23 protein-coding genes are annotated in these 23494 nt (G+C 71.0%); 12 read left to right on the top strand and 11 right to left on the bottom strand.

The annotated features are described in order from the left end of the window. Positions 1 to 344 precede the first annotated feature (344 nt). Positions 345 to 2849, top strand: a complete 2505-nt coding sequence (locus tag OG344_RS07110; RefSeq protein WP_405087503.1) for an ATP-dependent Clp protease ATP-binding subunit — start codon at positions 345 to 347, stop codon at positions 2847 to 2849. A gap of 454 nt (positions 2850 to 3303) precedes the next feature. After that, positions 3304 to 4239, top strand: a complete 936-nt coding sequence (locus OG344_RS07105; protein ID WP_327048501.1) for a TIM barrel protein — start codon at positions 3304 to 3306, stop codon at positions 4237 to 4239. 72 nt (positions 4240 to 4311) lie between these two features. Here OG344_RS07105 and OG344_RS07100 read toward each other — a convergent pair whose 3' ends face one another. After that, entirely contained in the window at positions 4312 to 5178 is an 867-nt protein-coding gene (locus OG344_RS07100) for an A/G-specific adenine glycosylase (RefSeq protein WP_327048500.1), read from the bottom strand. 170 nt (positions 5179 to 5348) lie between these two features. Here OG344_RS07100 and OG344_RS07095 point away from each other — a divergent pair, with 170 nt between their 5' ends. Next, complete coding sequence (locus OG344_RS07095) at positions 5349 to 6041, top strand: hypothetical protein (protein WP_327048499.1); 693 nt, start codon at positions 5349 to 5351, stop codon at positions 6039 to 6041. Between the two features lie 21 nt (positions 6042 to 6062). Here the strand turns inward: OG344_RS07095 and disA are convergent, their stop codons facing one another. The 7 genes from disA to OG344_RS07060 form a co-directional block, all read right to left on the bottom strand. Next, on the bottom strand, positions 6063 to 7151 hold the full coding sequence (gene disA / locus OG344_RS07090) for a DNA integrity scanning diadenylate cyclase DisA (RefSeq protein WP_405087502.1): 1089 nt from the start codon (positions 7149 to 7151) through the stop codon (positions 6063 to 6065). A gap of 229 nt (positions 7152 to 7380) precedes the next feature. Further along, on the bottom strand, positions 7381 to 8808 hold the full coding sequence (radA, locus tag OG344_RS07085; RefSeq protein ID WP_405087501.1) for a DNA repair protein RadA: 1428 nt from the start codon (positions 8806 to 8808) through the stop codon (positions 7381 to 7383). A 114-nt stretch (positions 8809 to 8922) separates the two neighbouring features. Continuing rightward, positions 8923 to 9570, bottom strand: a complete 648-nt coding sequence (locus OG344_RS07080) for an SRPBCC family protein (protein WP_327048496.1) — start codon at positions 9568 to 9570, stop codon at positions 8923 to 8925. Beyond that, positions 9567 to 9971, bottom strand: a complete 405-nt coding sequence (locus OG344_RS07075) for an ArsR/SmtB family transcription factor (RefSeq protein WP_405087500.1) — start codon at positions 9969 to 9971, stop codon at positions 9567 to 9569. Before OG344_RS07075 ends, OG344_RS07080 begins: the two co-directional genes overlap by 4 nt. Before the next feature lie 60 nt (positions 9972 to 10031). Beyond that, entirely contained in the window at positions 10032 to 10346 is a 315-nt protein-coding gene (gene trxA / locus OG344_RS07070; RefSeq protein WP_327048494.1) for a thioredoxin, read from the bottom strand. Continuing rightward, on the bottom strand, positions 10343 to 10723 hold the full coding sequence (locus OG344_RS07065; RefSeq protein WP_405087499.1) for a MerR family transcriptional regulator: 381 nt from the start codon (positions 10721 to 10723) through the stop codon (positions 10343 to 10345). The genes trxA and OG344_RS07065 overlap by 4 nt, the downstream gene beginning before the upstream one ends. Before the next feature lie 131 nt (positions 10724 to 10854). Further along, positions 10855 to 11553, bottom strand: coding sequence for a class I SAM-dependent methyltransferase (locus tag OG344_RS07060; protein ID WP_405087498.1), 699 nt, complete (start codon positions 11551 to 11553; stop codon positions 10855 to 10857). A gap of 164 nt (positions 11554 to 11717) precedes the next feature. Between OG344_RS07060 and OG344_RS07055 the strand changes: the two genes are divergently transcribed. The 7 genes from OG344_RS07055 to OG344_RS07025 all read left to right on the top strand — a co-directional run bounded on the left by OG344_RS07055 (position 11718) and on the right by OG344_RS07025 (position 19267). Continuing rightward, on the top strand, positions 11718 to 12533 hold the full coding sequence (locus OG344_RS07055) for a sugar phosphate isomerase/epimerase family protein (RefSeq protein WP_405087497.1): 816 nt from the start codon (positions 11718 to 11720) through the stop codon (positions 12531 to 12533). Next, on the top strand, positions 12530 to 13387 hold the full coding sequence (locus tag OG344_RS07050) for a class I SAM-dependent methyltransferase (RefSeq protein WP_405087496.1): 858 nt from the start codon (positions 12530 to 12532) through the stop codon (positions 13385 to 13387). Before OG344_RS07055 ends, OG344_RS07050 begins: the two co-directional genes overlap by 4 nt. A 2-nt stretch (positions 13388 to 13389) precedes the next feature. Beyond that, positions 13390 to 14004: a TetR family transcriptional regulator gene (locus OG344_RS07045; RefSeq protein ID WP_405087495.1), complete on the top strand. Its 615-nt coding sequence runs from the start codon at positions 13390 to 13392 to the stop codon at positions 14002 to 14004. Between the two features lie 250 nt (positions 14005 to 14254). Continuing rightward, positions 14255 to 16384 (top strand): (Fe-S)-binding protein, encoded by a 2130-nt coding sequence (locus OG344_RS07040; RefSeq protein WP_405087494.1) that lies wholly within the window; start codon positions 14255 to 14257, stop codon positions 16382 to 16384. 159 nt (positions 16385 to 16543) lie between these two features. Next, positions 16544 to 17338 carry a hypothetical protein gene (locus OG344_RS07035; RefSeq protein ID WP_327048487.1) on the top strand — a complete coding sequence of 265 codons (795 nt, stop codon included), beginning with the start codon at positions 16544 to 16546 and terminating at the stop codon, positions 17336 to 17338. Further along, the gene (locus OG344_RS07030; protein ID WP_405087493.1) at positions 17335 to 18411 is read left to right on the top strand and encodes a glycosyltransferase; all 1077 of its coding nucleotides are present in this window, start codon (positions 17335 to 17337) and stop codon (positions 18409 to 18411) included. The genes OG344_RS07035 and OG344_RS07030 overlap by 4 nt, the downstream gene beginning before the upstream one ends. Beyond that, a complete protein-coding gene (locus OG344_RS07025; protein WP_405087492.1) occupies positions 18404 to 19267 on the top strand; it encodes a hypothetical protein in 864 nt (287 codons plus the stop codon). Before OG344_RS07030 ends, OG344_RS07025 begins: the two co-directional genes overlap by 8 nt. Positions 19268 to 19292: 25 nt before the next feature. Here OG344_RS07025 and OG344_RS07020 read toward each other — a convergent pair whose 3' ends face one another. Further along, positions 19293 to 19676 carry an anti-sigma factor antagonist gene (locus OG344_RS07020; protein WP_405087491.1) on the bottom strand — a complete coding sequence of 128 codons (384 nt, stop codon included), beginning with the start codon at positions 19674 to 19676 and terminating at the stop codon, positions 19293 to 19295. Between the two features lie 171 nt (positions 19677 to 19847). Here OG344_RS07020 and OG344_RS07015 point away from each other — a divergent pair, with 171 nt between their 5' ends. Further along, positions 19848 to 20129, top strand: coding sequence for a metal-sensitive transcriptional regulator (locus tag OG344_RS07015; RefSeq protein ID WP_327048484.1), 282 nt, complete (start codon positions 19848 to 19850; stop codon positions 20127 to 20129). A gap of 88 nt (positions 20130 to 20217) precedes the next feature. Here OG344_RS07015 and OG344_RS07010 read toward each other — a convergent pair whose 3' ends face one another. After that, the gene (locus OG344_RS07010; RefSeq protein ID WP_405087490.1) at positions 20218 to 20406 is read right to left on the bottom strand and encodes a hypothetical protein; all 189 of its coding nucleotides are present in this window, start codon (positions 20404 to 20406) and stop codon (positions 20218 to 20220) included. A 148-nt stretch (positions 20407 to 20554) separates the two neighbouring features. Beyond that, positions 20555 to 21997 carry a hypothetical protein gene (locus OG344_RS07005; RefSeq protein ID WP_405087489.1) on the bottom strand — a complete coding sequence of 481 codons (1443 nt, stop codon included), beginning with the start codon at positions 21995 to 21997 and terminating at the stop codon, positions 20555 to 20557. A 184-nt stretch (positions 21998 to 22181) separates the two neighbouring features. Here OG344_RS07005 and OG344_RS07000 point away from each other — a divergent pair, with 184 nt between their 5' ends. Next, positions 22182 to 23426: a mannosyltransferase family protein gene (locus tag OG344_RS07000; protein WP_405087488.1), complete on the top strand. Its 1245-nt coding sequence runs from the start codon at positions 22182 to 22184 to the stop codon at positions 23424 to 23426. Positions 23427 to 23494: the final 68 nt, after the last annotated feature.

Below are 23494 nucleotides of genomic sequence, written 5' to 3'. Positions count from 1 at the left end.
TTGGGCTCCTCTGTCGCATTGTGATGCCTTGCGCCGGGCCGGTCGCCGGTGTGGCGTGATCCGCGGGAAGGTCCGTAACCGCATCGCCGATCGCGCGGTTATCCGGTTCGTCGGAGGACCTGACGATCGCATAACCGCGCGATTGAGTTTGCCCTCCCTAAAACCTCGTTCGCTTGCGGCGTATCGGGAACATGTCACCCCCGGCAGGGGGTTGGATAGAGCGTGAACGCCCTGCGCTTGGGGAACCCTTCCGCCGAGGACCGGGTCGCTGGGTCGGGGCTACCGTGCGGGACGGCGTGCCGGATCTCCCGGATCCGCCTGACCGCTCTGTGAGGAGCGACGACATGTTCGAGAGGTTCACCGACCGTGCGCGGCGGGTTGTCGTCCTGGCCCAGGAAGAGGCCCGGATGCTCAACCACAACTACATCGGTACCGAGCACATTCTTCTTGGGTTGATCCATGAGGGCGAGGGTGTGGCGGCCAAGGCTCTGGAGAGCCTTGGGATCAGCCTCGAGGGGGTGCGCCAGCAGGTCGAGGAGATCATCGGCCAGGGGCAGTCGGCGCCGTCGGGGCACATTCCCTTCACTCCGCGTGCCAAGAAGGTGCTCGAGCTGTCGCTTCGTGAGGCGTTGCAGCTTGGGCACAACTACATCGGCACCGAGCACATCCTGCTGGGTTTGATCCGGGAGGGTGAGGGTGTCGCGGCGCAGGTGCTGGTGAAGCTGGGCGCTGACTTGAACCGGGTGCGGCAGCAGGTCATCCAGTTGCTGCACGGTTACCAGGGCAAGGAGCCGGCGGCGGCGGGCGGGCCGCAGGAGGCGGCGCCGTCGACGTCTCTGGTGCTGGACCAGTTCGGGCGGAACCTGACCCAGGCCGCGCGGGAGGGCAAGCTCGACCCCGTGATCGGCCGGGACAAGGAGATCGAGCGCGTCATGCAGGTCCTCTCCAGGAGGACCAAGAACAACCCGGTGCTGGTCGGCGAGCCCGGTGTGGGCAAGACCGCGGTGGTGGAGGGCCTGTCCCAGAAGATCGTCAAGGGCGAGGTGCCCGAGACGCTGAAGGACAAGCAGCTCTACACGCTGGATCTGGGCGCGCTGGTAGCCGGGTCGCGTTACCGCGGCGACTTCGAGGAGCGCCTGAAGAAGGTCCTCAAGGAGATCCGCACGCGCGGCGACATCATCCTGTTCATCGACGAGCTGCACACGCTCGTCGGCGCGGGCGCGGCCGAGGGCGCCATCGACGCCGCCAGCATCCTCAAGCCGATGCTGGCCCGCGGTGAGCTGCAGACCATCGGCGCCACGACGCTGGACGAGTACCGCAAGCACCTGGAGAAGGACGCGGCGCTGGAGCGCCGGTTCCAGCCGATCCAGGTGGCCGAGCCGAGCCTGTCGCACACGATCGAGATCCTCAAGGGCCTGCGGGACCGCTACGAGGCGCACCACCGGGTGTCGATCACCGACAGCGCGCTGGTGGCCGCCGCGACGCTGGCCGACCGCTACATCAGCGACCGGTTCCTGCCCGACAAGGCGATCGACCTGATCGACGAGGCCGGGTCGCGGATGCGGATCCGCCGGATGACCGCGCCGCCGGACCTGCGCGAGTACGACGAGAAGATCGCCGACGTCCGGCGCGAGAAGGAGTCCGCGATCGACGCGCAGGACTTCGAGAAGGCCGCCGCGCTGCGCGACCAGGAAAAGCAGCTCCAGCTCAAGCGCGAGCGCCGGGAGAAGGAGTGGAAGGCCGGCGACATGGACGTCGTGGCCGAGGTCACCGAGGAGCTCATCGCCGAGGTGCTCGCGGTGGCCACCGGCATCCCGGTCTTCAAGCTCACCGAGGAGGAGTCGCAGCGGCTGCTCCGCATGGAGGACGAGCTGCACAAGCGGATCATCGGCCAGGACGACGCCATCAAGGGGTTGTCACGGGCGATCCGCCGCACCCGCGCCGGTCTGAAGGACCCGCGCCGCCCGGGTGGCTCGTTCATCTTCGCCGGGCCGTCGGGTGTGGGGAAGACCGAGCTGTCCAAGGCGCTGGCGGAGTTCCTGTTCGGCGACGAAGACGCGCTGATCATGCTGGACATGTCCGAGTTCATGGAGAAGCACACCGTCTCGCGGCTGTTCGGCTCCCCGCCCGGCTACGTCGGGTACGAGGAGGGCGGCCAGCTCACCGAGAAGGTGCGGCGCAAGCCGTTCTCGGTCGTCCTGTTCGACGAGATCGAGAAGGCCCACCCGGACATCTTCAACTCGCTGCTGCAGATCCTGGAGGACGGTCGCCTGACCGACGCCCAGGGCCGGGTGGTCGACTTCAAGAACACCGTCATCATCATGACGACCAACCTCGGCACCCGGGACATCTCCAAGGGCATCGGGGTCGGGTTCGCCCGCTCCGACGACACCGAGTCGAACTACGACCGGATGAAGGCGAAGGTGCAGGAGGAGCTCAAGCAGCACTTCCGGCCGGAGTTCCTCAACCGCGTCGACGACATCGTGGTCTTCCACCAGCTGACGCCCAAGGAGATCATCCAGATCGTGGACCTGATGCTCGCCCAGGTGGCCGAGCGTCTCAAGGACCGCGACATGGGCCTGGAGGTCTCCGCGGCGGCCAAGCAGGTGCTGGCCGACCGGGGATACGACCCGGTCATGGGCGCCCGTCCGCTGCGCCGGACGATCCAGCGGGAGCTGGAGGACACCCTGTCGGAGAAGATCCTCTACGGCGAGCTGCGGCCGGGCCAGGTCGTGAAGATCGACATCGAGGGCGAGGGCGACAACGCCACGTTCAGCTTCACCGGCGAGGCCAAGAGCCCCTCCGTGCCCGACTCGGCGGCCTCGATCGCGGAGACGGTCCAGCGCTGACGGTCGAGCGCTGGCGGTCCAGCGACGACCCGTGTAGCCCGGACAACCTGTTCCACCCGAAGGGGCGTTCCGCGAGGGGCGCCCCTTCGGCGTGCCGGAGCACCACACGGCCGGCGAGGCTCCGGACGATCTCCGGGTAAGGCGATCTCCAGGTAACACGCGCGCAACAGAGTAGACGAGAACCGGTATCACACCACCGAACGTAGTACTACACTCTGTAGAGTCAGACTGCCTCACCGGCATGCCGGTGACGCAGGCATGACGGGCCACTCGTGTCATTCCCGCGACGTACCTGAGATCCGCTGCGGGAGGGACGCCTTGGACCGGGCGTACGGGGGAGGCTCGGTCCGGCCGGGTGGATCCCGGTAGTAGGAGGACCGGCGTCCCATGCGGTCGGGACACCCCCCGTGGGTGAAATGGCGGTCCGGAAGTGCACAAGCCTTGGAGGCACCTGATGCGCCTGTTGCACGACGACGGGACGCTGGTTCACCTGGCCTACAACGCGGGAGTACATCCCGCCGAGGACCTGGAGAACCTGATCGCCCACCTCACGCGGTACGCCGTGCCCGTGCGCAGGAGGCTGGGCGTCGACCGGCTGGGCATCGGCCTGTGGCTCGCCCCCGCCGTGGCGGACCACCTGGTCGCCGACCGCATCGAACTCGTGCGGCTGCGCCGCTCGCTGGAGGAGCGCGGTCTGGAGTGCGTCAGCCTGAACGGCACCGGCGGGCGCAACCTGGACGTGCCGGGGCCCGACTGGGCCAAGCCGGAGCGCTACCGCTACACGATGTCGCTGGCGCGGATCCTCGCGTTCCTGCTGCCCGACGACGTGCAGTCGGGCGGAATCTCGACGATTCCCATCGGCTGGCGCCGCGACTGGCCCGCCGACCTGCACGCCATCGCCTCCCGCCGCCTCGAACGGCTCTCGCGGGAGCTTCGCGGCCTCTACAGCGTCACCGGCAAGACGATCCGGGTGGGATTCGAGCCCTGGCCCGGGTGCGTGCTGGAGACCACGGAGCAGGCGCTGGAGCGCGTGTGCGACATCGACTCCGAGCACCTCGGCGTCTGCCTGGACGCCTGCCACCTGTCGTGCGGCGCGGAGGAGCCGGACGCTGCGCTGCGCGGGCTCGCGCTCGCGGGGGCGCCCGTGGTCAAGCTGAGCCACGTGCACGACCACGGCCAGGAGATCCCGAGCACCCAGCCGGTGATCGCCGACACGCTCGCCGCGATCCTGTCGGGCGCGGTGAACGGCACCGCGCACGTGGAGGTGGAGGCCCACCACGGGACCACCCCCAAGGCGAAGAGCCCCGCCGCCCTCGTCGCGAAGCTCGCCGACGATCTCGACTGGACCCGCCGCAACCTCACCGCCCTCGGCCTGAAGCTCGCCGCCTGACGACCTGGCCGCCTGACGACCTGGCCGCCTCACGACCTGGCCGCCTCACGAACCAGCCCCCTGACGAACCGGTCAGGAGGGCAGCTGGTAGGTGCCGTCGGGCAGTGTCTCCGCCAGGCCGTCGTCGAGGAGACCGTCCAGGGCGCGCTCCCGCTGCACGTGGTCGGCCCAGACGGCGTCCAGCGCCTGCTTCGGCACCGGGCCGTGCGCCTCCCTGAGCACGGCGAGCAGGCGTCCCCGGCACTGCCGGTCGGTGCCCGCGTACGTCTGGCCCTGACGCGCAGGGCCGTCGTGGGCGGGGCGGCCGGCCAGCCGCCAGGCGCACCGGGAGGTGACCGGGCAGCGCTCGCACCGCGGCGCCCGCGCCGTGCAGACCAGCGCGCCGAGCTCCATCACGGCGACGGCCCAGCGCGGTGCGCCGACGGGGGGCACCAGCGACTCCGCCAGCCGCCGCTCGGCCGCCGTGGGAGCCTTCGGCGGATACTCCTCGCCCCGTACGGCCCTGGCCAGCACCCGCCGCACGTTGGTGTCCAGCACGGCGTGGCTGCCGCCGTACGCGAAGCTGGCCACGGCCGCGGCCGTGTAGTCGCCGATTCCCGGCAGGGCCAGGAGTTCGTCGTACGTGGACGGCACCCGTCCCCCGTGGTCGGTCGTGACGGCGCGCGCGCAGGCGTGGAGGTTGAGCGCCCGGCGCGGGTAGCCGAGCCGTCCCCAGTGCCGTACGGCCTCGCCGGGAGACTCCTTCGCGAGGGCCTCCGGAGTGGGCCAGCGCTCCATCCACTCGGTCCACACGGGCAGCACACGGGCGACCGGCGTCTGCTGGAGCATGATCTCGCTCACCAGGATGCCCCACGGAGACGCCTCTGGACGTCGCCAGGGCAGATCGCGGTTGTGCTCGGCGTACCAGTCGAGGATGGGCTCACGCAGGGAGGCGGACACAGCCCCGACCCTATCGACCGGCCGCGCCGCGCGGGGCCGGATGGTGGGCTCCGCCGATGCCACGCATCGCCGTCCAAGTCCGGAAAGGACCGGCAGGCCGATGGCCTGGGAAAGCGCATGACACGGCGCGTTGTTTCCCCTGCCGCGCCACGTCTCCTCATACTGTCCGTATGGATCCGGACACTTTCCGTGGTGATGTGGGCGTCGAGGGGGCTGACGTCTACTGGCGCCGCCGGGTGTCGGTGCTCACGGGGATGCTCGTCGTGGTGGCGGTCGTGGCATGGGCGTGCAGCAGCGCCTCGGGACGGTCGGACGACACCGCCGCCGTCAGGGCGACGCCCTCGGACCGGCTGGTGGTCTCGCTTCCCGCAGGCCTGCCCGCGAAGACCGCCGTCTCGGCCGCGATCCCGGGGCAACCGTCCCCGTCCACGCCGGGCTCGGCCTCGCCCACGCCCGGCAGGCCCCGCCGTCCCGGCGACCCCTGCGACGAGAAGGACCTCGTGCTCGCCCTGCAGAGCGGGCAGGACGTGTACGGCAAGGACACCGCGCCGACGTTCCTGCTGACGATCGTGAGCACGGACAGGGTCGAGTGCACGGTGGACGTGGGGCCGCGCACCCTTGAGATGCGGGTGATGTCGGGCGGCGAGCGGGTGTGGTCGACCGCCGACTGCGTGGCCGGCGACGGCGTGGACCGGCAGGCGCTGGATCGGGGGATCCCCTTCGTCCGGACGGTCCGGTGGGATCGCCACCGCTCGGGCACCACCTGCGCGGGCAAGCGGGCGCCGGCCGATCCCGGGACGTACGTCGCGACCGCGCACGCGGGCCGGCTCAAGAGCCCCAAGGTCGTCTTCCACCTGCGGTGATCGGCCCGCCTGGGACACGGGTCAGAGATAGCGCTCCAGGATGGACGACTCGGCGAGGCGGGACAGGCCCTCGCGCACACTGCGGGCCCGGGTCTCGCCCACGCCGCCGACGGCCTGGAGGTCGTCGGTGGTGGCGGCCAGCAGCTTCTGCAGGCCGCCGAAGTGGTCGACGAGCCGGTCGACGATCGCGCCGGGCAGCCGGGGGACCCGGCTGAGCAGGCGGAAGCCGCGTGGGCTGACGGGTGAGTCGAGGGCCTCGGCGCCGTGGTGGCCCAGGATCTGGGCCACCTTCGCCAGGTCGAGCAGGTCGCCGGAGGACAGCTCGTCCAGCTCTCGTGTCGCGTCGCCGTCCCCGTACGGGCGCGCGCCGAGCGAGCCGGGGACGTAGTCGCGGATGATCTGCCGGTGGTCGGTCTCCACCCCGGCGAACAGCTCGTCGAGCTGGAGGGACAGCAACCGCCCGTCGGTGCCGAGCTCGACGACGTAGCCCTCGATCTCCCGGCCGATCCGGCGGACCATCTCCAGGCGCTGCACCACGACCGCCACGTCGCGCACCGTCACCAGGTCCTCGATCTCCAGGGCCGACAACGCGCCGGAGACCTCGTCGAGCCGCATCTTGTAGCGTTCGAGCGTGGCGAGGGCCTGGTTGGCCTTGGACAGGATCACGGCCGACCCCTCCAGGACGTAGCGGATGCCGTCGAGGTAGAGCGCGATGATCCGCATGGACTTGCTGATCGCGACGACCGGGAGCGACGTCTGCCTGGCCACCCGCTGCGCCGTACGGTGCCGGGTGCCGGACTCGTCGGTGGGGATCGCGGGGTCGGGCACGAGATGCACGGCCGCGCGCACGATTTTGAGCTGGGCCACGTCGAGCACGATCGCGCCGTCCATCTTGGCCAGCTCGCGGAGCCGGGTCGCGGAGAACTCGACGTCGAGGGTGAACCCGCCCGTGCAGATGTCCTCGACGGTGCGGTCGTACCCGAGCACGATCAGGCCGCCGGTGTGGCCACGCAGGATGCGCTCCAGGCCGTCGCGCAGCGCCGTCCCCGGGGCGAGCGCGGCGAGCACGGCCCGTCTGCGCTCGTCGGCCGCCTTGTCGTTGTCCAGCACATGCACCTCGATGGGGCTCGCCCGATCGTCTCCGTGGGATCGTCTGTCTACCGGTCTTCTTTTCTACCGGTCCTCTGTCCACCGGCCTCGCGCCGCGAGGTCCGCGACGCCGCGAGGTCCGCGACGCACGCCCCGGCCGGCCGGTCGAAGCCCCTCAGGGCTCGACGAAGGCCTCAGTTTACTCGCGTGACGTCATGCTCATCTGTGGCACAGCGCACCCCACCCCGGCTCAGCCCATGTGGTTGAGGGCGTCCCAGACGTTCTCGACCTCCGTCACCTCGAAGCCCGGCGCGAAGGAGGTGGTGCGGCCGACCGGCGAGCGCAGCGCCACGAGACGGCCGCGGCTCGCCGCGTTGTCCAGCCGGGGGGAGTCCTCCTCCAGCGAGCCGGACGGCACCAGGGCACGGGTGAAACCCAGCCGTGCCGCCTCGGCCAGCCGCCGCCGCACCTCCCGTACGGGCCGCAGCTCACCGGCGAGGCCGACCTCGCCGAGCACGACGAGCCCCGAGGGCAGCGCCTGGTCGCCGGCCGCGCTCACGACCGACAGCATCAGCGCGAGGTCGACGGCCGGGTCGGTCAGCCGGATCCCGCCCACGGTCGCCGTGAAGACGTCACACTTGCCGATCTTCGCGCGGAGCCGCCGTTCTATCACGGCGAGCACCATCGCCACGCGGTAGGAGTCGAGGCCCGAGGAGGTGCGGCGGGGCTGCGGGGCCTCGGTGGGGCCGACCAGGGCCTGAAGCTCCGCCGGGAGCGGCCGGGTGCCCTCGATGGTGACGGTGACGCAGGTGCCCGGCACCGGCTCGGGATGGCGCGAGACGAACAACCCGCTCGGGTCGGAGATCCCGGTGATCCCGCGCTCGTGCAGGTCGAAGCAGCCGACCTCGTCGATCGGGCCGAAGCGGTTCTTCACCGCGCGCACCAGCCGCAGCCGCGAGTTGCGGTCTCCCTCGAAGTGGAGGACGACGTCCACCAGGTGCTCCAGCACGCGGGGGCCGGCGATCGTGCCGTCCTTGGTCACGTGGCCGACGAGCACGGTCGTCATGGCCCGCTCCTTGGCGAGGCGCACCAGGTTGCCCGCGACCTCCCTGACCTGGGTCACGCCGCCGGGCACGCCGGAGACGTCGGCCGAGCCGATCGTCTGGACCGAGTCGACGATCAGCAGAGCGGGCCGCACCTTGTCCACGTGGGCCACCAGCGCGCCCAGGTCGGTCTCGGCCGCGAGATAGAGCCTGTCCTCGATCGCGCCGATGCGGTCGGCCCGCATGCGCACCTGGGCGGTGGACTCCTCACCGGTCACATAGAGGACGGTCTCACCCTGCGCGGTGCGGGCGGCGGCCTCAAGGAGCAGCGTCGACTTGCCGATGCCCGGCTCCCCGGCGAGGAGCACGACCGCGCCGGGGACCATGCCGCCGCCGAGCACGCGGTCGAGCTCGGGCACGCCCGTCGTCCGCGCGCTCGCCACCTCGGCCTTGACCTGGCCGATGGGCACGGCCGGCGCGGTGACCGCGCCCGGCGTGACCACACGGACACCCTGCCGGGCGCCGGCCTCCTCGACCGTGCCCCAGGCCTGGCACTCCCCGCACCTGCCGACCCACTTGACCGTCGTCCAGCCGCACTCGCCGCACCGGTACGCCGGTTTCGCTGCCCTGCTCACGTGCGGGAGGCTACCGGTCGACGCCGACAATCCGTTCCCGAACCCGCTCGGAAGCCGCCCCGAAGCGGTACGGCGGCGGGCACGGTGGTGGGCCGGGCGGCGCCGGGACGCCGCTCAGCTCTCCGGCTGCTCCGGCTTCGCCGGTACGTAGAAGGCAGTGGTGCCGGCGACCGCGGCGTCCACCACGTCCTCCGGCGCGCCGGAGGCCAGGTACGCCTCGCCCCACGCCGCGCTGCTGTGCGTCATGAGCGCGCGCGCCTCGTCCGACCGCTCCCACGCCGAGGGGTCGTCGATCATGTCGCCCCGCAGGTGCAGACCCAGCCCGAGCAGCGCCAGGTCCCAGCCCACTCCGGTGGCCCCCGGCCCGAACCGGTCCCAGAACTCCGCCGGCACCACGGCGACGTGCTCCAGCTCGAACACGGTGCGGTCGTCGCCTTCGGGAGTGAGCCGCACCTCGACCTCGCTGAAGCCGGGGTTCTCGCCGAACAGCCAGCTCACCCGCAGCAGCCGCGGCGGCTCGCACCGCAGGATCTCCCCGCCCGCGTTGCCCTGGAGCTGGTAGTGCCCGCCGAGCTTCAGCTCGCCGGTCACCGGAAGGAACCAGCGGCCGATCCGCTCGGGGTCGGTGCAGGCGTCCCACACGTCCTCCACGGCGGCGTCGTAGGTGCGCCGCAGCAGCACCGTACGGGCCTCTCCTTCCGGCAGGTCGCGCGTGCCGACCCTGCGGTGGACCTCGTTGATGTCGTCGATGAAGTCGCTCATTGCCGCTCTTTCCCTATGTCGTGGACCTCGTGCCGGGCCGTCTGCCGGCCATCGGTGCCGCCGGGCCCCTGCCGGAGCCGCCGTTCCCGTTTTCCCCGCGCCAGTTCCGTGTCGAGCGCGTCGAGCCGCTGCTGCCAGAAACCGCGGAACCGGTCGAGCCACGCGTCCATCTCTCGCAGCGGAGCCGTCTCGACGGCGTACAGCCGCCGCGTGCCCTCCGCCCGTACGGACGTCAGCCCCGACTCGCGCAGCACCCGCAGGTGCTGGGAGACCGCGGGCTGCGAGATCCCGAACTCGGCGCGGATGGCGGCGGTGACCGCGCCCGACGTCTGCTCCCCTTCGCTGAGCAGCTCCAGGATCCGGCGTCGCACCGGATCCCCCAGCGCGTCGAATGCGTGCACGGGCCCACTATGCCGAGGTCAGCTTATAAAAGTCAATGCTTATATAAGCCGCCCCCGGTATCACAGATGGTCCACGAGGTCGGCGAGCAGCAGGCGCTTGGGCTTGGCGCCCCTGATCTGGTGGACGACCTCGCCGTCGCGGTAGAGGTTGAGGGTGGGAAAGCCGAGGACGTCGTAACGCCGCGCGATCTCGGGGTGGTCGTCGGCGTTGAGCTTGGCCACCGTGAGACGGCCGCCGAGCTCGGCGTCGATCTCCTCCAGGATCGGGGCGATCATCTTGCACGGCGGGCACCAGTCGGTCCAGAAGTCCACCAGCACCGGCGTGGAGCTGCGCAGCACCTGCTCGTCGAAGTTCTCCGCGGTCAACGTGATCATGATTCTCCTCGTCGTGTCACCAGGCAGCCGGGGCAGGCCGAGGTGAGCTGGGCGGCCACCTCGGCGCGGCGGGCGAGCAGGTCCCGGATGCGGTCGTCGATCTCGGCCAGCTTGCGCTGGTACACCGCGACCGACTCGGGGCAGGAGCCTCCCGACGGATGCCCCGACCTGAGGCAGTCCACGAACGGCCGGGCGTCCTCCAGCGTGAAGCCGACCGCCATCAGGGCGCGGATCTCGGTGACGAGCCGGACGTCCGACTCGTCGTACTCCCGGTAGCCGTTCGCCGAGCGGCGCGCCCGGATGAGGCCCTGCTGCTCGTAGTGGCGCAGCGCGCGGGTGCTCACACCCGTGCGCCGGGCCAGCTCGCCGATCCGCATCGGTCTCCTCCTCGGCCCGCCCGCCTCCGGGTACGACGGTAAAGGTTGACGCCGGTGACAAGGTCAAGGGCGGAGCTCGGAATTCCCGCACCTCCGAGAATTTCCCCCACCTCCGAGAACTTCCGCCACCTTCAGAATGCCCGCCACCTGAGGACGTTCGGATAGGCGATCTCCAGGCCGCCGATCTCCCGCAGCGCGTCCTCGGCCACCTCTGGGGTGAACTCGATGCGCAGCACCGCCTCCAGGTCGGCCCGCGACTCGAAGGTCATGCGCAGGTCCAGCGGCTCACGCCGCCAGCCCTGCCGCGACCAGAAGCGCTCCACGGCCTCGGGGGAGTACGACGGCACCGACCGGCGGAACCAGCGGCCGAAGGCGTCGCGGGAGGCGTCCACGTCCACGACGAACGCCACGCCGCCCCGGCGCAGCACTCTTCCGAGCTCGCGCAGCCCGGGTTCGCACCCCGGGCCGAAGAAGTACGCCCAGCGCGCCATCGTCACGTCGGCCGACGCGTCGGGGACGGGCAGCGCCTGCGCGGTGCCCGTGCGCACCGCGACGTTGGGCAGCGCCGCGCATCGGGCGGCGGCCCTTGCGGCGAGGCCGCCGTGCGGCTCCACGCCCACCACCCTCGCCGCGGACGCGGCGAGCGCCGGCAGGTGGAAGCCCGTGCCGCAGCCGATGTCGAGCACCGTCGCGCCGTCCCACGGTCGTACGGCCCGCATCGCGGCCTCCACCGCGCCCGCCGGTCCGACGGCGCGGTTCTCCAGCTCGTAGACCTGGGGGGTGTTCCAGATGTTCGGGCTGGGTACGGCCCCGTTCACGATCCGTGCCATGCGCCCCACATTAGTTCGCGACCTTGGGTAGTTGATTGTGGCGAAGCGGCGTGCGGCGCGGGTGCGGCTTAGGCTGGATCCGTGAACGGGCGCAGGGAGCGAACGGACGGCCACGGCCACGGGACTGGAACGTGCCCCGGGGGCCGCCAGGGGAGGCTGGCCTCATGAGTGACATCCGCGTGCCCAGCGGCGAGGTGGCGTTGTCGACGGCGTCGGTGTACCCGGAACGGACGCCGGACGCCTTCGAGCTGGCCGCCAGGCTCGGGTACGACGGCGTAGAGATCATGGTCGGACAGGACCCGGTCAGCCAGGACGTCGAGGTCCTCCAGCGACTGCGCGACCACTACCAGATCCCGGTCCTGGCCATCCACGCGCCCTGTCTGCTGGTGACCCAGCGGGTGTGGGGCCGCGACCCCTGGGTGAAGCTGCGCAGGGCCCGCGAGGCGGCCGAGCGGCTGGGCGCGCGGACGGTCGTCGTCCACCCGCCCTTCCGCTGGCAGCGCGACTACGCCAAGGAGTTCGAGAAGGGCCTGGCGAGGATGCGCGACGAGACCGACGTCGTCTTCGCGGTGGAGAACATGTTCCCGCTGCGGGCGAGGGGCAACGAGGTCGTGCCGTACGCACCGGACTGGAACCCCGTCGACTACGACTTCCCCGACGTGACGCTCGACCTCTCCCACACGGCGGTGTCCGGCTCGGACGCGATGGAGATGGCCACCAAGCTGGGCGACCGGCTGGCCCACCTGCATCTGGCCGACGGCCTGGGCACGACCAACAAGGACGAGCACCTGGTCCCGGGCCGGGGGACGCAGCCGTGCGCGCCGATGCTGGAGCGCCTGGCCGGGAGCGGATATCGCGGGCTGGTCGTCCTGGAGATCAACACGCGCAGGGCGGCCAGCCGCACCGAGAGGATTGAGGACCTTACCGAGGCGCTCGCGTTCGCCAGGCACCACTTCGCCGCCTCCTCGACCGCCTCATGAACGACGGCCTCATGAGCGACGACGGCCTCATGGACGACGACCTCGTGACCGACGGCCTCGCGAGTGGACGGCTGACCGGCAGCCACCGGGTGTTCGACCGCGTCTCGGAGGAGTACGACGCGACCAGGCCGCACTATCCGGAGGCCCTCTACCTCGCTCTGGAGGAGCTGTCGGGCATCCGGCTCGACGGCGCGACGGTGATCGACGTGGGGGCGGGCACCGGCATCTCGACCCGAGGGCTGCTCGACCGCGGCGCCCGGGTCGTCGCCGTCGACCGGGGCGAGCGGATGCTGGCCCGGCTCCGGGCCCGCACGACCTGCCCGGCCCTGCTGGCGAACGGCGACGACCTGCCCTTCCGCGCGGGCGTGGCCGACCTCGTGACCTACGCCCAGTCGTGGCACTGGCTCGACCCCGCGCTGTCGGTCGCCGAGGCCGTACGGGTGACCCGGGCGGACGGCGCGGTCGCGGGGTGGTGGAACAGCGTGGACCCCGGCAAGGCCGACTGGCTGGCGGCCAACCAGGTGCGGATCGCCGAGTCATGCCCGGGCTACATCGGTCCGGTGCTGCCCGGGTGGAGCATGCCGCCCATCGCCGCGGCCATGTCCGGCGATGGTCCCGGCGGCGCCTTCGGCAGTGGTCTCGACGTGGCCGAGACCTGGGTCACCTGGACGAGGTCGGTGCGGCTGGAGGACTTCCTCACCGACCTGCGTACGCACTCCTACATGGCCAGCATGGACGGCGACGTGGTGGCGGGCCTGCTCGCCCGGGAGCGCGCCGAACTCGGCCGCGTGTTCCCCGACGGCAGGCTCACCGTGCCCATGCGCGTGTACCTCGCCGTGGGACGCAGGGGCTGATCGTGACCACCGAGGTCCCCGAGGTGCCGGAAGCCGGCCGCCGGCCGCGGCGTCCCGGCCGGCGGCCGGGCGCGGCGGACACGCGTGGGGAGATCCTGGCCGCGGCGCGCAGGGTCTTCGCGGAGAAGGGCTTCGACAAGGCCACGATCCGGGGCATCGCCCGCGAGGCCGGCGTCGACCCCGCCCTCCTCCACCACTATTTCGACAACAAGGAGGGCATGTTCGTCGCGGCCATGGAGTTCCCCGCGGACCCCTCGACGGTCCTGCCCATGCTCCTCGCGGGGCCGCGCGAGGAGATCGGCGAGCGGATCGTCCGCTTCATCCTCACGATGACGGCGGACCCGGCGGCGCGGGAGCGGGTGCTCGGGGTGATGCGGACGGCGATGGTGAACGAGCAGGCCGTCGGCATGATCCGGGAGTTCTTCGGCACCGCGATCCTGGGCCGGGTGGCCGAGGCGCTCGGCATCCCGCCGCTGCGGACGGAGGCCGCCTTCGCCCAGATGTTCGGGGTGGTGATGATCCGGTACATCCTCGGGATGGAGCCGATGGCGTCGGTGGACGTCGAGGAACTCGTGACGCTCCTGGCCCCGACGGTGCAGCGTTACCTGGATGGGTGAGCGCTGGTCGGGCCCGTCACCGGGGCCGATGGACCGGGGCGGAGCCCGCTTACACTCGTATAGAGCTTCGTTCTAGTCTGGTGCCGCCGGGCGGGAACGCTGTGACACGTGCCACGCGCCCGGTGTGACCGGCATATGTTACTCGTCGGTACCATGCGGAAAGCGGGTTTTCCACAGGGCGGGTCCCAGCAGTCCCGGGGAAGGCCGCGCGTGCTTATGGTGGCAGCCGACGTCGAAAGTGGGAGGGCTCGTGCTCTGGGTAGCGATAGCGGTAGCCGGCCTGGTCGCGACCGCCGCCGCGGTCGCGCTGGCGGCGCGGCGTGTGCTGTTCCTCTACCGGCTCGCGACCAGTGGGCAGCCGGCCCCGGAGCGGATCGAGTACGCCCGGCGGCACGCCGGCGCGGAGGTCAGAGCGCAGCTTGTGGAGGTGTTCGGTCAGCGGAAGCTGTTGAAGTGGACGCCGTCGGGCACCGCGCACTTCTTCGTGATGTGGGCGTTCTTCATCCTGGCCTCGGTCTACCTGGAGGCGTACGGCGCGCTGGTCCAGGGTGCGGTCACCGGCAGGCCGGACTTCCACATCCCGTTGATCGGGACCTGGCCGGTGCTGGGCTTCCTGCAGGACTTCATCGCGGTCGCCGCGCTGGCCGGGCTGGTGGCCTTCGCGATCATCCGGGTCCGGAACTCGCCCGGGAAGCTGGGCCGCGACTCCCGGTTCTCCGGATCGCATCTGGGCGGTGCCTGGCTCATCCTGTTCATGATCTTCAACGTGATCTGGACGATGTTCCTGTTCCGCGGGGCGGCCGTCAACACCGGCAACCTCCCCTACTCCTCGGGGGCCTTCGCCTCTCAGGCGGTCGCGAAGATCCTGCCCGTCAGTGAGGGGCTGGAGGCGGCGGGCCTGCTGCTGCACATCGGCGTCATGCTGGTGTTCCTCGTCATCGTGGTGAACTCCAAGCACCTGCACATCTTCACCGCGCCGCTGAACGTGCTGTTCTCCCGCCGCCCGGACGGCATGGGCCCGGCCCAGCCGATGCGCAGCGACGGCAAGGTGCTCGACTTCGAGGAGGCCGACCCCGAGACGGACGTGTTCGGCCGCGGCAAAATCGCCGACACGTCCTGGAAGGGGTTCCTCGACTTCTACACGTGCACCGAGTGCGGGCGCTGCCAGTCCCAGTGCCCGGCGTGGAACACCGGCAAGCCGCTGTCGCCCAAGATGCTCATCCTCGACCAGCGTGACCACGCCTTCGCGGTCGCGCCGTACCTGCTGGCGGGGGAGAAAGAGAAGGAGAGCCTGCCGCAGGACGTGCTGGCCCTGCTGGACAAGCCGCTGGTCGGGGAGGACGGGGTCATCCATCCCGACGTGCTGTGGTCCTGCACGAACTGCGGCGCCTGCGTCGAGCAGTGCCCGGTGGACATCGAGCACATCGACCACATCCTCGACATGCGCCGCTACCAGGTGATGATCGAGTCGTCGTTCCCGTCCGAGGCGGGGGTGATGCTCAAGAACCTGGAGAACAAGGGCAACCCGTGGGGCATGCCGGAGAGCAGACGCGCCGACTGGATCGAGGAGCTCGCCACCTCCGCGGACGGGCAACGCATCGAGATCACCCTCGTAGACGACAGGATGCCCGAGGACACCGAGTACCTGTTCTGGGTCGGCTGCGCCGGGGCCCTGGAGGACCGGGCGAAGAAGACCACCAAGGCCGTCGCGGAGTTGCTGCACATCGCGGGCGTGAAGTTCGCCGTGCTCGGCCCGATGGAGGCGTGCTCGGGCGACCCCGCCCGGCGTCTGGGTATGGAGTTCCTGTTCAGCATGCTGGCTCAGCAGAACGTGGAGACGCTGAACGAGGCCGGCGTCAAGAAGATCGTCGCGACCTGCCCGCACTGCTTCAACACCCTCGCCAACGAATACCCGCAACTCGGCGGGCACTACGAGGTCGTGCACCACACCCAGTTGCTGGCGCGTCTGGTCGAGGAGGGCAGGCTCACGCCGATCACCCCGATCGAGGAGAGGATCACCTACCACGACCCGTGTTTCCTCGGCCGGCACAACAAGGTCTACGCCCAGCCGCGCGACATCATGGCCAAGGTGCCCGGGGTCCAGGCCCAGGAGATGCACCGCTGCAAGGAACGCGGATTCTGCTGCGGTGCCGGCGGCGCCCGCATGTGGATGGAGGAGCGCATCGGCAAGCGGATCAACACCGAACGGGTGGACGAGGCGCTGACCACCGATCCCGACACCGTCTCCACCGCATGCCCGTTCTGCCTCGTCATGCTCGGCGACGCGATCAACGAGAAGAAGAACACCGGTCAGGCCAAGGACTCGATCGAGGTCGTCGACGTCGCCCAGCTCCTCATCAAATCCGTCAGGCAAGGGTAAACGGCTCTTTGCCGACGGATTGCACAATTTGTGGAATCTCTCCGTCAAGACGAGCGATACAAACATGTTTCAGTGAAGAGCCGACAAACGCTTCCTCCACATAACAGGAGAATCACGGTAACCTCAACGTTGGCTCAATCGACGGGGAGGGGGCAGCGCGTGGGTGTTGTCGTCAGCGACGCGGAGGTCACCCTGGCCGACGTCCTCTCCCTGCGGCTGGCCATCGAGGAACCGCTCGTTGACGGCGCCCGGCTCATCCTGCGGCAGCGGGGCACCGGCCAGGAACGACACGTCACGCTTGGCGCGTCGGGCAGGAGGACGAGGGACGCCAGCGTCGCGATCTCACTCACGCCGCTGGATCTCGGGCCGGGCCGCTGGGACGCCTACCTCGAACAGGACGGCCCCCGCACCCGGATCCAGAGCGTCGATCCCGGCTTCTCGCTCGACCGCCTCGACGCGTACGCGCTCGGGCGGCGCACCCTCGCGTACCGCGCCTACCGCACGCGTAATGGATATCTGGCGCTGAAGATAGACGAGGCGGAGCCGGCCGCCGACGTCCGGGCGGTGTGGTTCCGCGAGGGACGCTTCGAGGTCACGGGCCTGCTGGCCTACACGGGTTTCGACGACGACGACCAGCACCACCCGGCCACGCTCGCCCTGCGGCACGGCGACCCGGGCGAGACCGTGCGGTCCTCGGCCACCGTCCAGGGCGTCCGCTTCCACGCCGCGCTCTCGCTGTGCGACGTGCTGGCCGCCACCCCCGGCTCGCAGGGCACGTGGCAGCCCTACCTGGAGGTCGACGGCCTTGAGCGCGTGCTGTCGCTGAGCGCCCGGCTGGACGACGTCGAGGGCAAGCGACGCCGCGTCCACTATCCGCGCGCTCTCGTGGACGGCGTCCCGATCAGGCCCAGCTTCACCTCCGGCGACGATCTGCTCCTGGAGGTGGGGGCGTGAGAGTCGCCTTCGTGCTCCCGTCGGCGTACGGCATGCGCGGCGACGTGCGGGCCGTCCTGAACCTCGCGGGAGGGCTGGCCGCACGGCACGAGGTGGAGGTGGTGAGCGTCCGGCGGACCAGGGAGGCGCCGTTCTTCCCGGTCGACCGCCGGGTGGCGCTGCGCTGGCTCGTGGACGCCCGGCCCGGCGTCCACCACCTGCTGCCGCGGGGACAGGTGCGCACCGAGGTGGCCCTGTGGCGGATGCTGCGCGGGCTCCGCGCGGACGTCGTCGTCACCACCCGGCCGTCTCTGGGGGTGCAGGCCGCCCGGCACGCGCCGCGCGGAGTCGTCCGAATCGCCCGGGAGTGGACCAGGCCCTCGGTCTCCGGCCCGATCCGCCGCTTCTATCCCCGTCTGGACGCGGTGGTCACCACCACCCCCGGACGCCGCGACGAGTGGGTGCGCCTGCTCGACGACGACCTGTCGGTCCACGTCATCCCGGACGCTCTGCCGCAGGAGCCCTGGCCGCGGTCGCGCATGGACAACCGGATCGTCAGCGCGGGCGGCAGGCTCGTGGCCGGCAAGTCGTACGACCAGCTCGTGCGCGCCTTCGCGATCGTCGCGGACAAACGGCCCGACTGGCGCCTGCGGTTGTACGGCGGAGGCCCGGAGGAGCGGCGGCTGCGCGCCCTCGTCCGCGACCTCGCCCTGCACAACCACGTGTACTTCATGGGCACCACCCCCGACCTGCCGGGCGAGTTCGCCAAGGCGTCGGTCGTGGTGGCGCCGTCCCGGCAGGAGGCCCAGGGCATGGCCGTCATCGAGGCGCTGAGCTGCGGGGTGCCGGTCGTCGGCTACGCCGGGCCACGCGGCCCGGCCGAGTTCCTCCGCCCCGGGCTCGACAGTGTGCTGGCGGCCGAGGGCGAGGACGACGTCGAGCCGCTGGCCGGCGCGCTGCTCACCCTCGTCGACGACGAGCGCCGCCGGATGGCGCTCGCGGCGGGCGCGCTGGAGAGCGCGTCCGGCCACGCAGCGTCCGGCGTCGCCGCCCGCTGGGAGGAACTCATGTACGGCCTGCGCTCCCGTGACTGACGAACCTTCCCCGCATGGGCGGAACCCGGCCGTCCTCGCCGTGCTGACCGGGACTGTGGCCGTGTTCGTCGTCGGCGTGGTCGCCCTCTACCTCGCGTTCGCCGCCGACGACGGGGCCTCGGCGGCCCCCCGGGCGATCCGGGCCTCGCAACCGGCCCCCGCGCCGTTGGTGCTGCCGTCCGCCTCCACGGTCTTCGCGTCGGTGGCGTCACCCAATCCGACAGCGACCTTCATCGAGCCCGTCGACCCGGCAGCGACGACGTCGCCGTCGCCCGGTGGCACGGCTGTGACCTTGTCCGCCGATCCGATCGGGAGAAGAGAGGGAGGGAACGGGTCGGGGACGCTGTCCGTCGCGACCGAGGTGGCCGGGAGGCTGGTCACGCTCACCCACACCGGACCGGGCCGGTTCACCGCCGTGACGCTCGACCGGCAGGGCGTGGAGCTGGACAGGCTCGTGAGCACGACAGGCGACTACAGGGGCACCATGATGCTCGACGTCGAGTCGGGCGAGCCGGCCGCCTCTCTGAGAATCGAGACCGACCGCGTCTGGACCGCCACCATCACGTCACTGACGGCGGCGCCGGTCTGGAACGGCCCGGTTCTCCGGGGGAGCGGCACCCGGGTCTTCCGCCTCGACCGGCGGGTCTCCCGAAGCACCGTGGTACACGCCGTCCATCCGGGTGCCGGCACGTTCTCCGTACGGGTACACGGGCGCTCTCGGTCCACCTACCCCGACAAGCCGGAGGTGCCGGTCGACACGGAAGGCGCCTACTCCGGCGACTTCCGGCTCCAGCCGGGGAGCGGCTGGGTGGAGATACGCGCGGACGGAGACTGGACGCTCACCCGCCCTGCCTGACCGGCCCCGGACGGTGCGCGAAGTCCTACTCGCCGGGGGCGGTGAGGAAGGCGGCGGCGGAGGCGACGGATTCGTGGGCCGGCAGCACCGAGTCGAGGCCGGTGATCCTGAGCATCCGCGCGAAGCGGCCATGCGCGTTGCTGAGCGCCAGATCCCCGCCGACCGCCCTCAGGGCGGGCAGCGCACCCAGGAGAACGCTCAGCCCGGTGGAGTCGCAGAACGTGAGACCATCCGCGTCGACCACGATGCGGGGCGGGGTGCGCAGCCCGACCGCCTCGGCGAGGCAGGAGCGCAGGGCGGGAGCCGCGACCAGGTCGAGTTCGCCGTACATGTGGACGACGACGACATGGTCCTGGAGGACGGTGAGCATCGAGAAGGTCTCGCGCTCTCCGTACGGTCCCCGTTCCACTCGCGCTCGCCTCTGTTCGCCTCGTCCCGTCCGGTCGAGCCCGGGAGCCGCCGGAACCCGTCCGTCAATGATTGCACATGACAAACGATGCCCCGGACAGGCGATCGCGCAGGTCCCGGCAGCTCTCCGCGGGGCAGGCCGGTCGATACCCGCGCCGGGTATCGTTGAAGGATGCACGGGTACAGCGGGGACAAACAGGCTTACCTCACCCGCCTGCGCCGGATCGAGGGACAGATCCGGGGGCTGCAGCGGATGGTGGACGAAGAGGCCTACTGCATCGACATCCTCACCCAGGTCTCGGCGGCCACGCGCGCCCTTCAGGCGGTGGCCCTCGGCCTGCTGGAGGATCACATCGGCCACTGTGTCGCCGACGCCGTCAGGAGCGGCGGCCCCGAGGCCGACGAGAAGATCAGGGAGGCTTCGGCCGCCATCGCCCGCCTCGTACGGTCCTGAGCGGGCCGGGCGCGGCCACCACCGGCACGCCGGAGCAAGCCGTCCCGGGCGCATCAGGACGCCCGGGACGGACCATGCTCTCAGTTCTTCAGTGGCTCGCCGAAGTCCGCAAGCCGAGCGCGTTGTCGAGCTCTTCCAAGGTCAGCCGGTTCTCCGTGATGTTCACGGCCTCCAGTACCTCCACGTAGAGCGCGATCTCGTCCAACGCGACACGGTCGTGGACCCGGGAGTCCAGATCGTCGTGCCCCACCGCGTCGTCCTTCCTTCCGCAGCCCACACCCATCACGAGGTTACGTCCGGGTACTCCGCCGCGACATGGCCCATCGTGACCATTCCCGATCCGCACCTCGTGTCCCTCGGTGACCATTTTTCCGATGCCGAGATCACGATTCGATGAAAGGGACGGTGATGGAGGGAAGGGATTGCTAAAGCGGAGGTAAGGACGAAATATCCGAATTTGACGTTTCGAACAGCCAGGCCCCGGACTCCTCCAGGTCAGGCCGGTGATCCGCCCGCGGCTCCTGCGGGCGCGGGTCGTCCCGCTGCTGGATCAGGCACTGGACGACCGCGGCGGGCACCGCGAAGCCCTCGGGCGGCGCGGGCGTGCCGGTCAGCGCGCACCACGCCAGTCCCGCCGCGTACGCGGCCCCGAGCAGGGCCGCGGCGGTCGTCCGGTCGGGCGGCACCAGCGCGGCCGGCAGCACTCCACCCGCCGGCCAGCACCCCCGCAGCGGATGGGCGGGGTCGGCGAGCGCGAGATAGAGGGCCTGCCGCAGTTCGTCGTCCATCCAGGGATACAGCGCGTTGACTACCCGCGCGGTGCCCGAGGCCCCGGGAGCCCAGGCGGGCTCCGAGACGCCGCAGACGCCCGCGACGTCCGCGGCGAGCAGCGCGGCCGCCACGGCCCGGGGGTCCATCCCGCGCGAGGCGGTGTAGGCGAGCGCCTCGACCAGGTCGTACAACGTGTGCCGGAAGTGCTCGCCGGGCGCCCACTCGGGGAGCGTCGCGGAGACGAGGTGCGGCGGGCAGCGCGCCAGCCAGGCCTGCCGTACGGCGCCGCCGGGGAGGGCATGGTGGTCCAGCCAGGGGCTGGTGAGCAGTGGCTCGGCCATCGCGATCAGCGCCTCGGCGCGCGGGCGGAACCGGGCGTCGGCGCGCAGCACGGTGGCGGTCTCGGCCATCAGCCCGGCCAGTCGCAGGCCCGCCTGCTGCGCGCCGGAGCGCATCCGCTCCGCGTAGAGGGCCACGAGCGCGTCGAGCGAGCCCAGGGGCAGCCAGCGCACCCAGTCGTCACCCGGCAGCGGGCGGGCCAGGAACTCGCCGAACATCGAGAGCATGACCTCGTTGCCGTCGAACGCCGGAGCGTACGCGCACCACATGATCGTGCCCCACACGGCGGCCACCGTGCTCGCGACGTCGCCGGCGAAGATCTCCCGGTAGGCGCCGCCCAGCGGGAAGTCCTCCCGGCGCAGTCCCCGGTGGGCGAGCAGCAGCGCCCGGAGCCGTTCGGTGATCTCGGGCGGCACGTCCGGGCCGACGAACGCCTGCGTGGACCCGCGGTCGTAGGCGAAGTCCGGCCCGGCCGGGATCAGCGCGGGCGGGACCGCCACGCCCGGCGGGTGCGGCCGGGCGCCGGACCGGACCGCCGGGTGCAGGGGGGGAGCCGAGAGGTGCCAGCGGCCGTCCACGCGGTCGAGCCGGTACCAGCGTGCGTGCGCGCCGAAGAGCCAGCGGGAGCCGTCCGGGGCGAGCAGCGCGCGCTGCGCGAGCGTGTGCGCCCGCGTGAGCGGGGGAAGAAGCGTCCAGCGGGGATCGCCGACGACGGCGCGCACGTCCCGTTCCATCGCCGTGAACCCGTCCCAGTACACCCGGTAATGGTAAATCGCCGGTAAGGGCGCGTGCGGAGCACGCGGCCCGGACGGGGTCGCCGGTGAAAGTTTCACCGGCCACGGCCCGTCTGACCGGGTCCGACGACTTTTTTGGCCGTCAGTCGACAAAACCCGGCATGCTTACCTTGGCAGGGACTGTCCATGACGTATTGCATAGGTGCTCGTGACTGAGATCCAGCAGGCGGGGGCCGACCGGGAGCAGGGCGTGGCCGGGGAATCGGCCGACAGGACGCCCGTGGACGCTCCGGACGGCGCCGCGACCGGTGAGCAGACGGAGACGCCGCGCCCGGAGCGGGAGAGTCGCGGATGGCGGTGGCCCGGCCGTCCCGGTGACCGTACGGCCCTGCTGATCTGGTTCTTCTGGCACATCGCGACCTACATCTACATGGTCCTCGCGGCGCCGGGACGCACCGAGGCGCCGCTGCTCGACCGGCTCACGCCCTGGGACGCCGAGAACTTCATCGCCATCGGGCAGTACGGCTACGACGGCACGCCGGGCATGCCGGACGCGCCGAAACTGGTGGCGTTCTTTCCCGGCCTGCCGATGCTCCTGCGGTCGCTGCACCTGTTCGTCTCGAACTGGGACCTGGCCATCGTGCTGGTGTCGTTCGTCGCGAGCGCCGTAGTCGCGGTGGCCCTGCACCGGCTGGGCGAGTCCTATCGCGAGGGCAGCGGCACCTGGGTGGTGCTGGCCTTCTTCCTCAGCCCGTTCGCCACGTTCCTGCTGGCCGGATACTCCGAGGCGCCCTTCCTCGCGCTGGCCGTCCCGGCCTGGCTGCTGGCCCGCAAGGGCAGGTGGGAGGCGGCGGCCCTGTGCGCCGCCTTCGCCTCGTCGGTGCGCATCTCCGGCCTCTTCCTGGCGGCGGGCCTCGCGGTGATGTTCCTCGTCTCCGCGAACGGCCTGCGCTCGACCGGGTGGCGGACGGCTCCCTGGCTGGTCGTCCCGGGCCTGCCGGTGCTGGCGTACATGCTCTATCTGTGGCACCGCACCGGCGACGCGATGGCCTGGAAGGCGGCGGAGGCGGAGTATTGGGGGCGTTTCCCGGAGAAGCCGTGGATCGCGTTCGTCAACACCTGGAACAGGTCGATCGACGAGCCCATCCTCGCCACGTCGTACCGCGAGGACATCATCGCGGGGCTCGTGCTGGTCGTGCTGATCCTCTTGATGCTGGCGCGGCGGAACTGGGCCGACGTCGCCTATCTGGCGCCCCAGGCGGTGGCGCTGCTGGCCATGTCGTCGTTCTACATGTCGATCGGGCGGGCCTCGCTGCTGTGGTGGCCGCTCTACGTCGCGGTGGGCGTCGCGGGGAGCCGGAAACCGTGGGTGATGATGGCCTATCTCGCGATCGCGGCACCAGTCATGGCAATCAATGTCGGGAATTTCACCACAGGTGCGTGGACGGGTTGATCCGCTTCTGAGTAGCTTCCTGCCTTATGGGGGCGTTTGTGGCAGGGGTGGCAATTGTCGGATTTGTG

It is taken from the genome of Microbispora sp. NBC_01389 (assembly GCF_045040095.1).
Classification (GTDB): Bacteria; Actinomycetota; Actinomycetes; order Streptosporangiales; family Streptosporangiaceae; genus Microbispora.
Note: the sequence above shows the minus strand (reverse complement) of the source record. Positions and strands in the feature narration are given on the sequence as shown.

What these genes read in the sequence shown, in the direction of transcription:
- OG344_RS07110 (WP_405087503.1), top strand. Translation starts at nt 345, where the DNA reads ATGTTCGAGAGGTTCACCGACCGTGCGCGGCGGGTTGTCGTCCTGGCC.
- OG344_RS07105 (WP_327048501.1), top strand. Translation starts at nt 3,304, where the DNA reads ATGCGCCTGTTGCACGACGACGGGACGCTGGTTCACCTGGCCTACAAC.
- OG344_RS07095 (WP_327048499.1), top strand. Translation starts at nt 5,349, where the DNA reads ATGGATCCGGACACTTTCCGTGGTGATGTGGGCGTCGAGGGGGCTGAC.
- OG344_RS07080 (WP_327048496.1), bottom strand. Translation starts at nt 9,570, where the DNA reads ATGAGCGACTTCATCGACGACATCAACGAGGTCCACCGCAGGGTCGGC.
- trxA (WP_327048494.1), bottom strand. Translation starts at nt 10,346, where the DNA reads ATGATCACGTTGACCGCGGAGAACTTCGACGAGCAGGTGCTGCGCAGC.
- OG344_RS07065 (WP_405087499.1), bottom strand. Translation starts at nt 10,723, where the DNA reads ATGCGGATCGGCGAGCTGGCCCGGCGCACGGGTGTGAGCACCCGCGCG.
- OG344_RS07060 (WP_405087498.1), bottom strand. Translation starts at nt 11,553, where the DNA reads ATGGCACGGATCGTGAACGGGGCCGTACCCAGCCCGAACATCTGGAAC.
- OG344_RS07055 (WP_405087497.1), top strand. Translation starts at nt 11,718, where the DNA reads ATGAGTGACATCCGCGTGCCCAGCGGCGAGGTGGCGTTGTCGACGGCG.
- OG344_RS07050 (WP_405087496.1), top strand. Translation starts at nt 12,530, where the DNA reads ATGAACGACGGCCTCATGAGCGACGACGGCCTCATGGACGACGACCTC.
- OG344_RS07015 (WP_327048484.1), top strand. Translation starts at nt 19,848, where the DNA reads ATGCACGGGTACAGCGGGGACAAACAGGCTTACCTCACCCGCCTGCGC.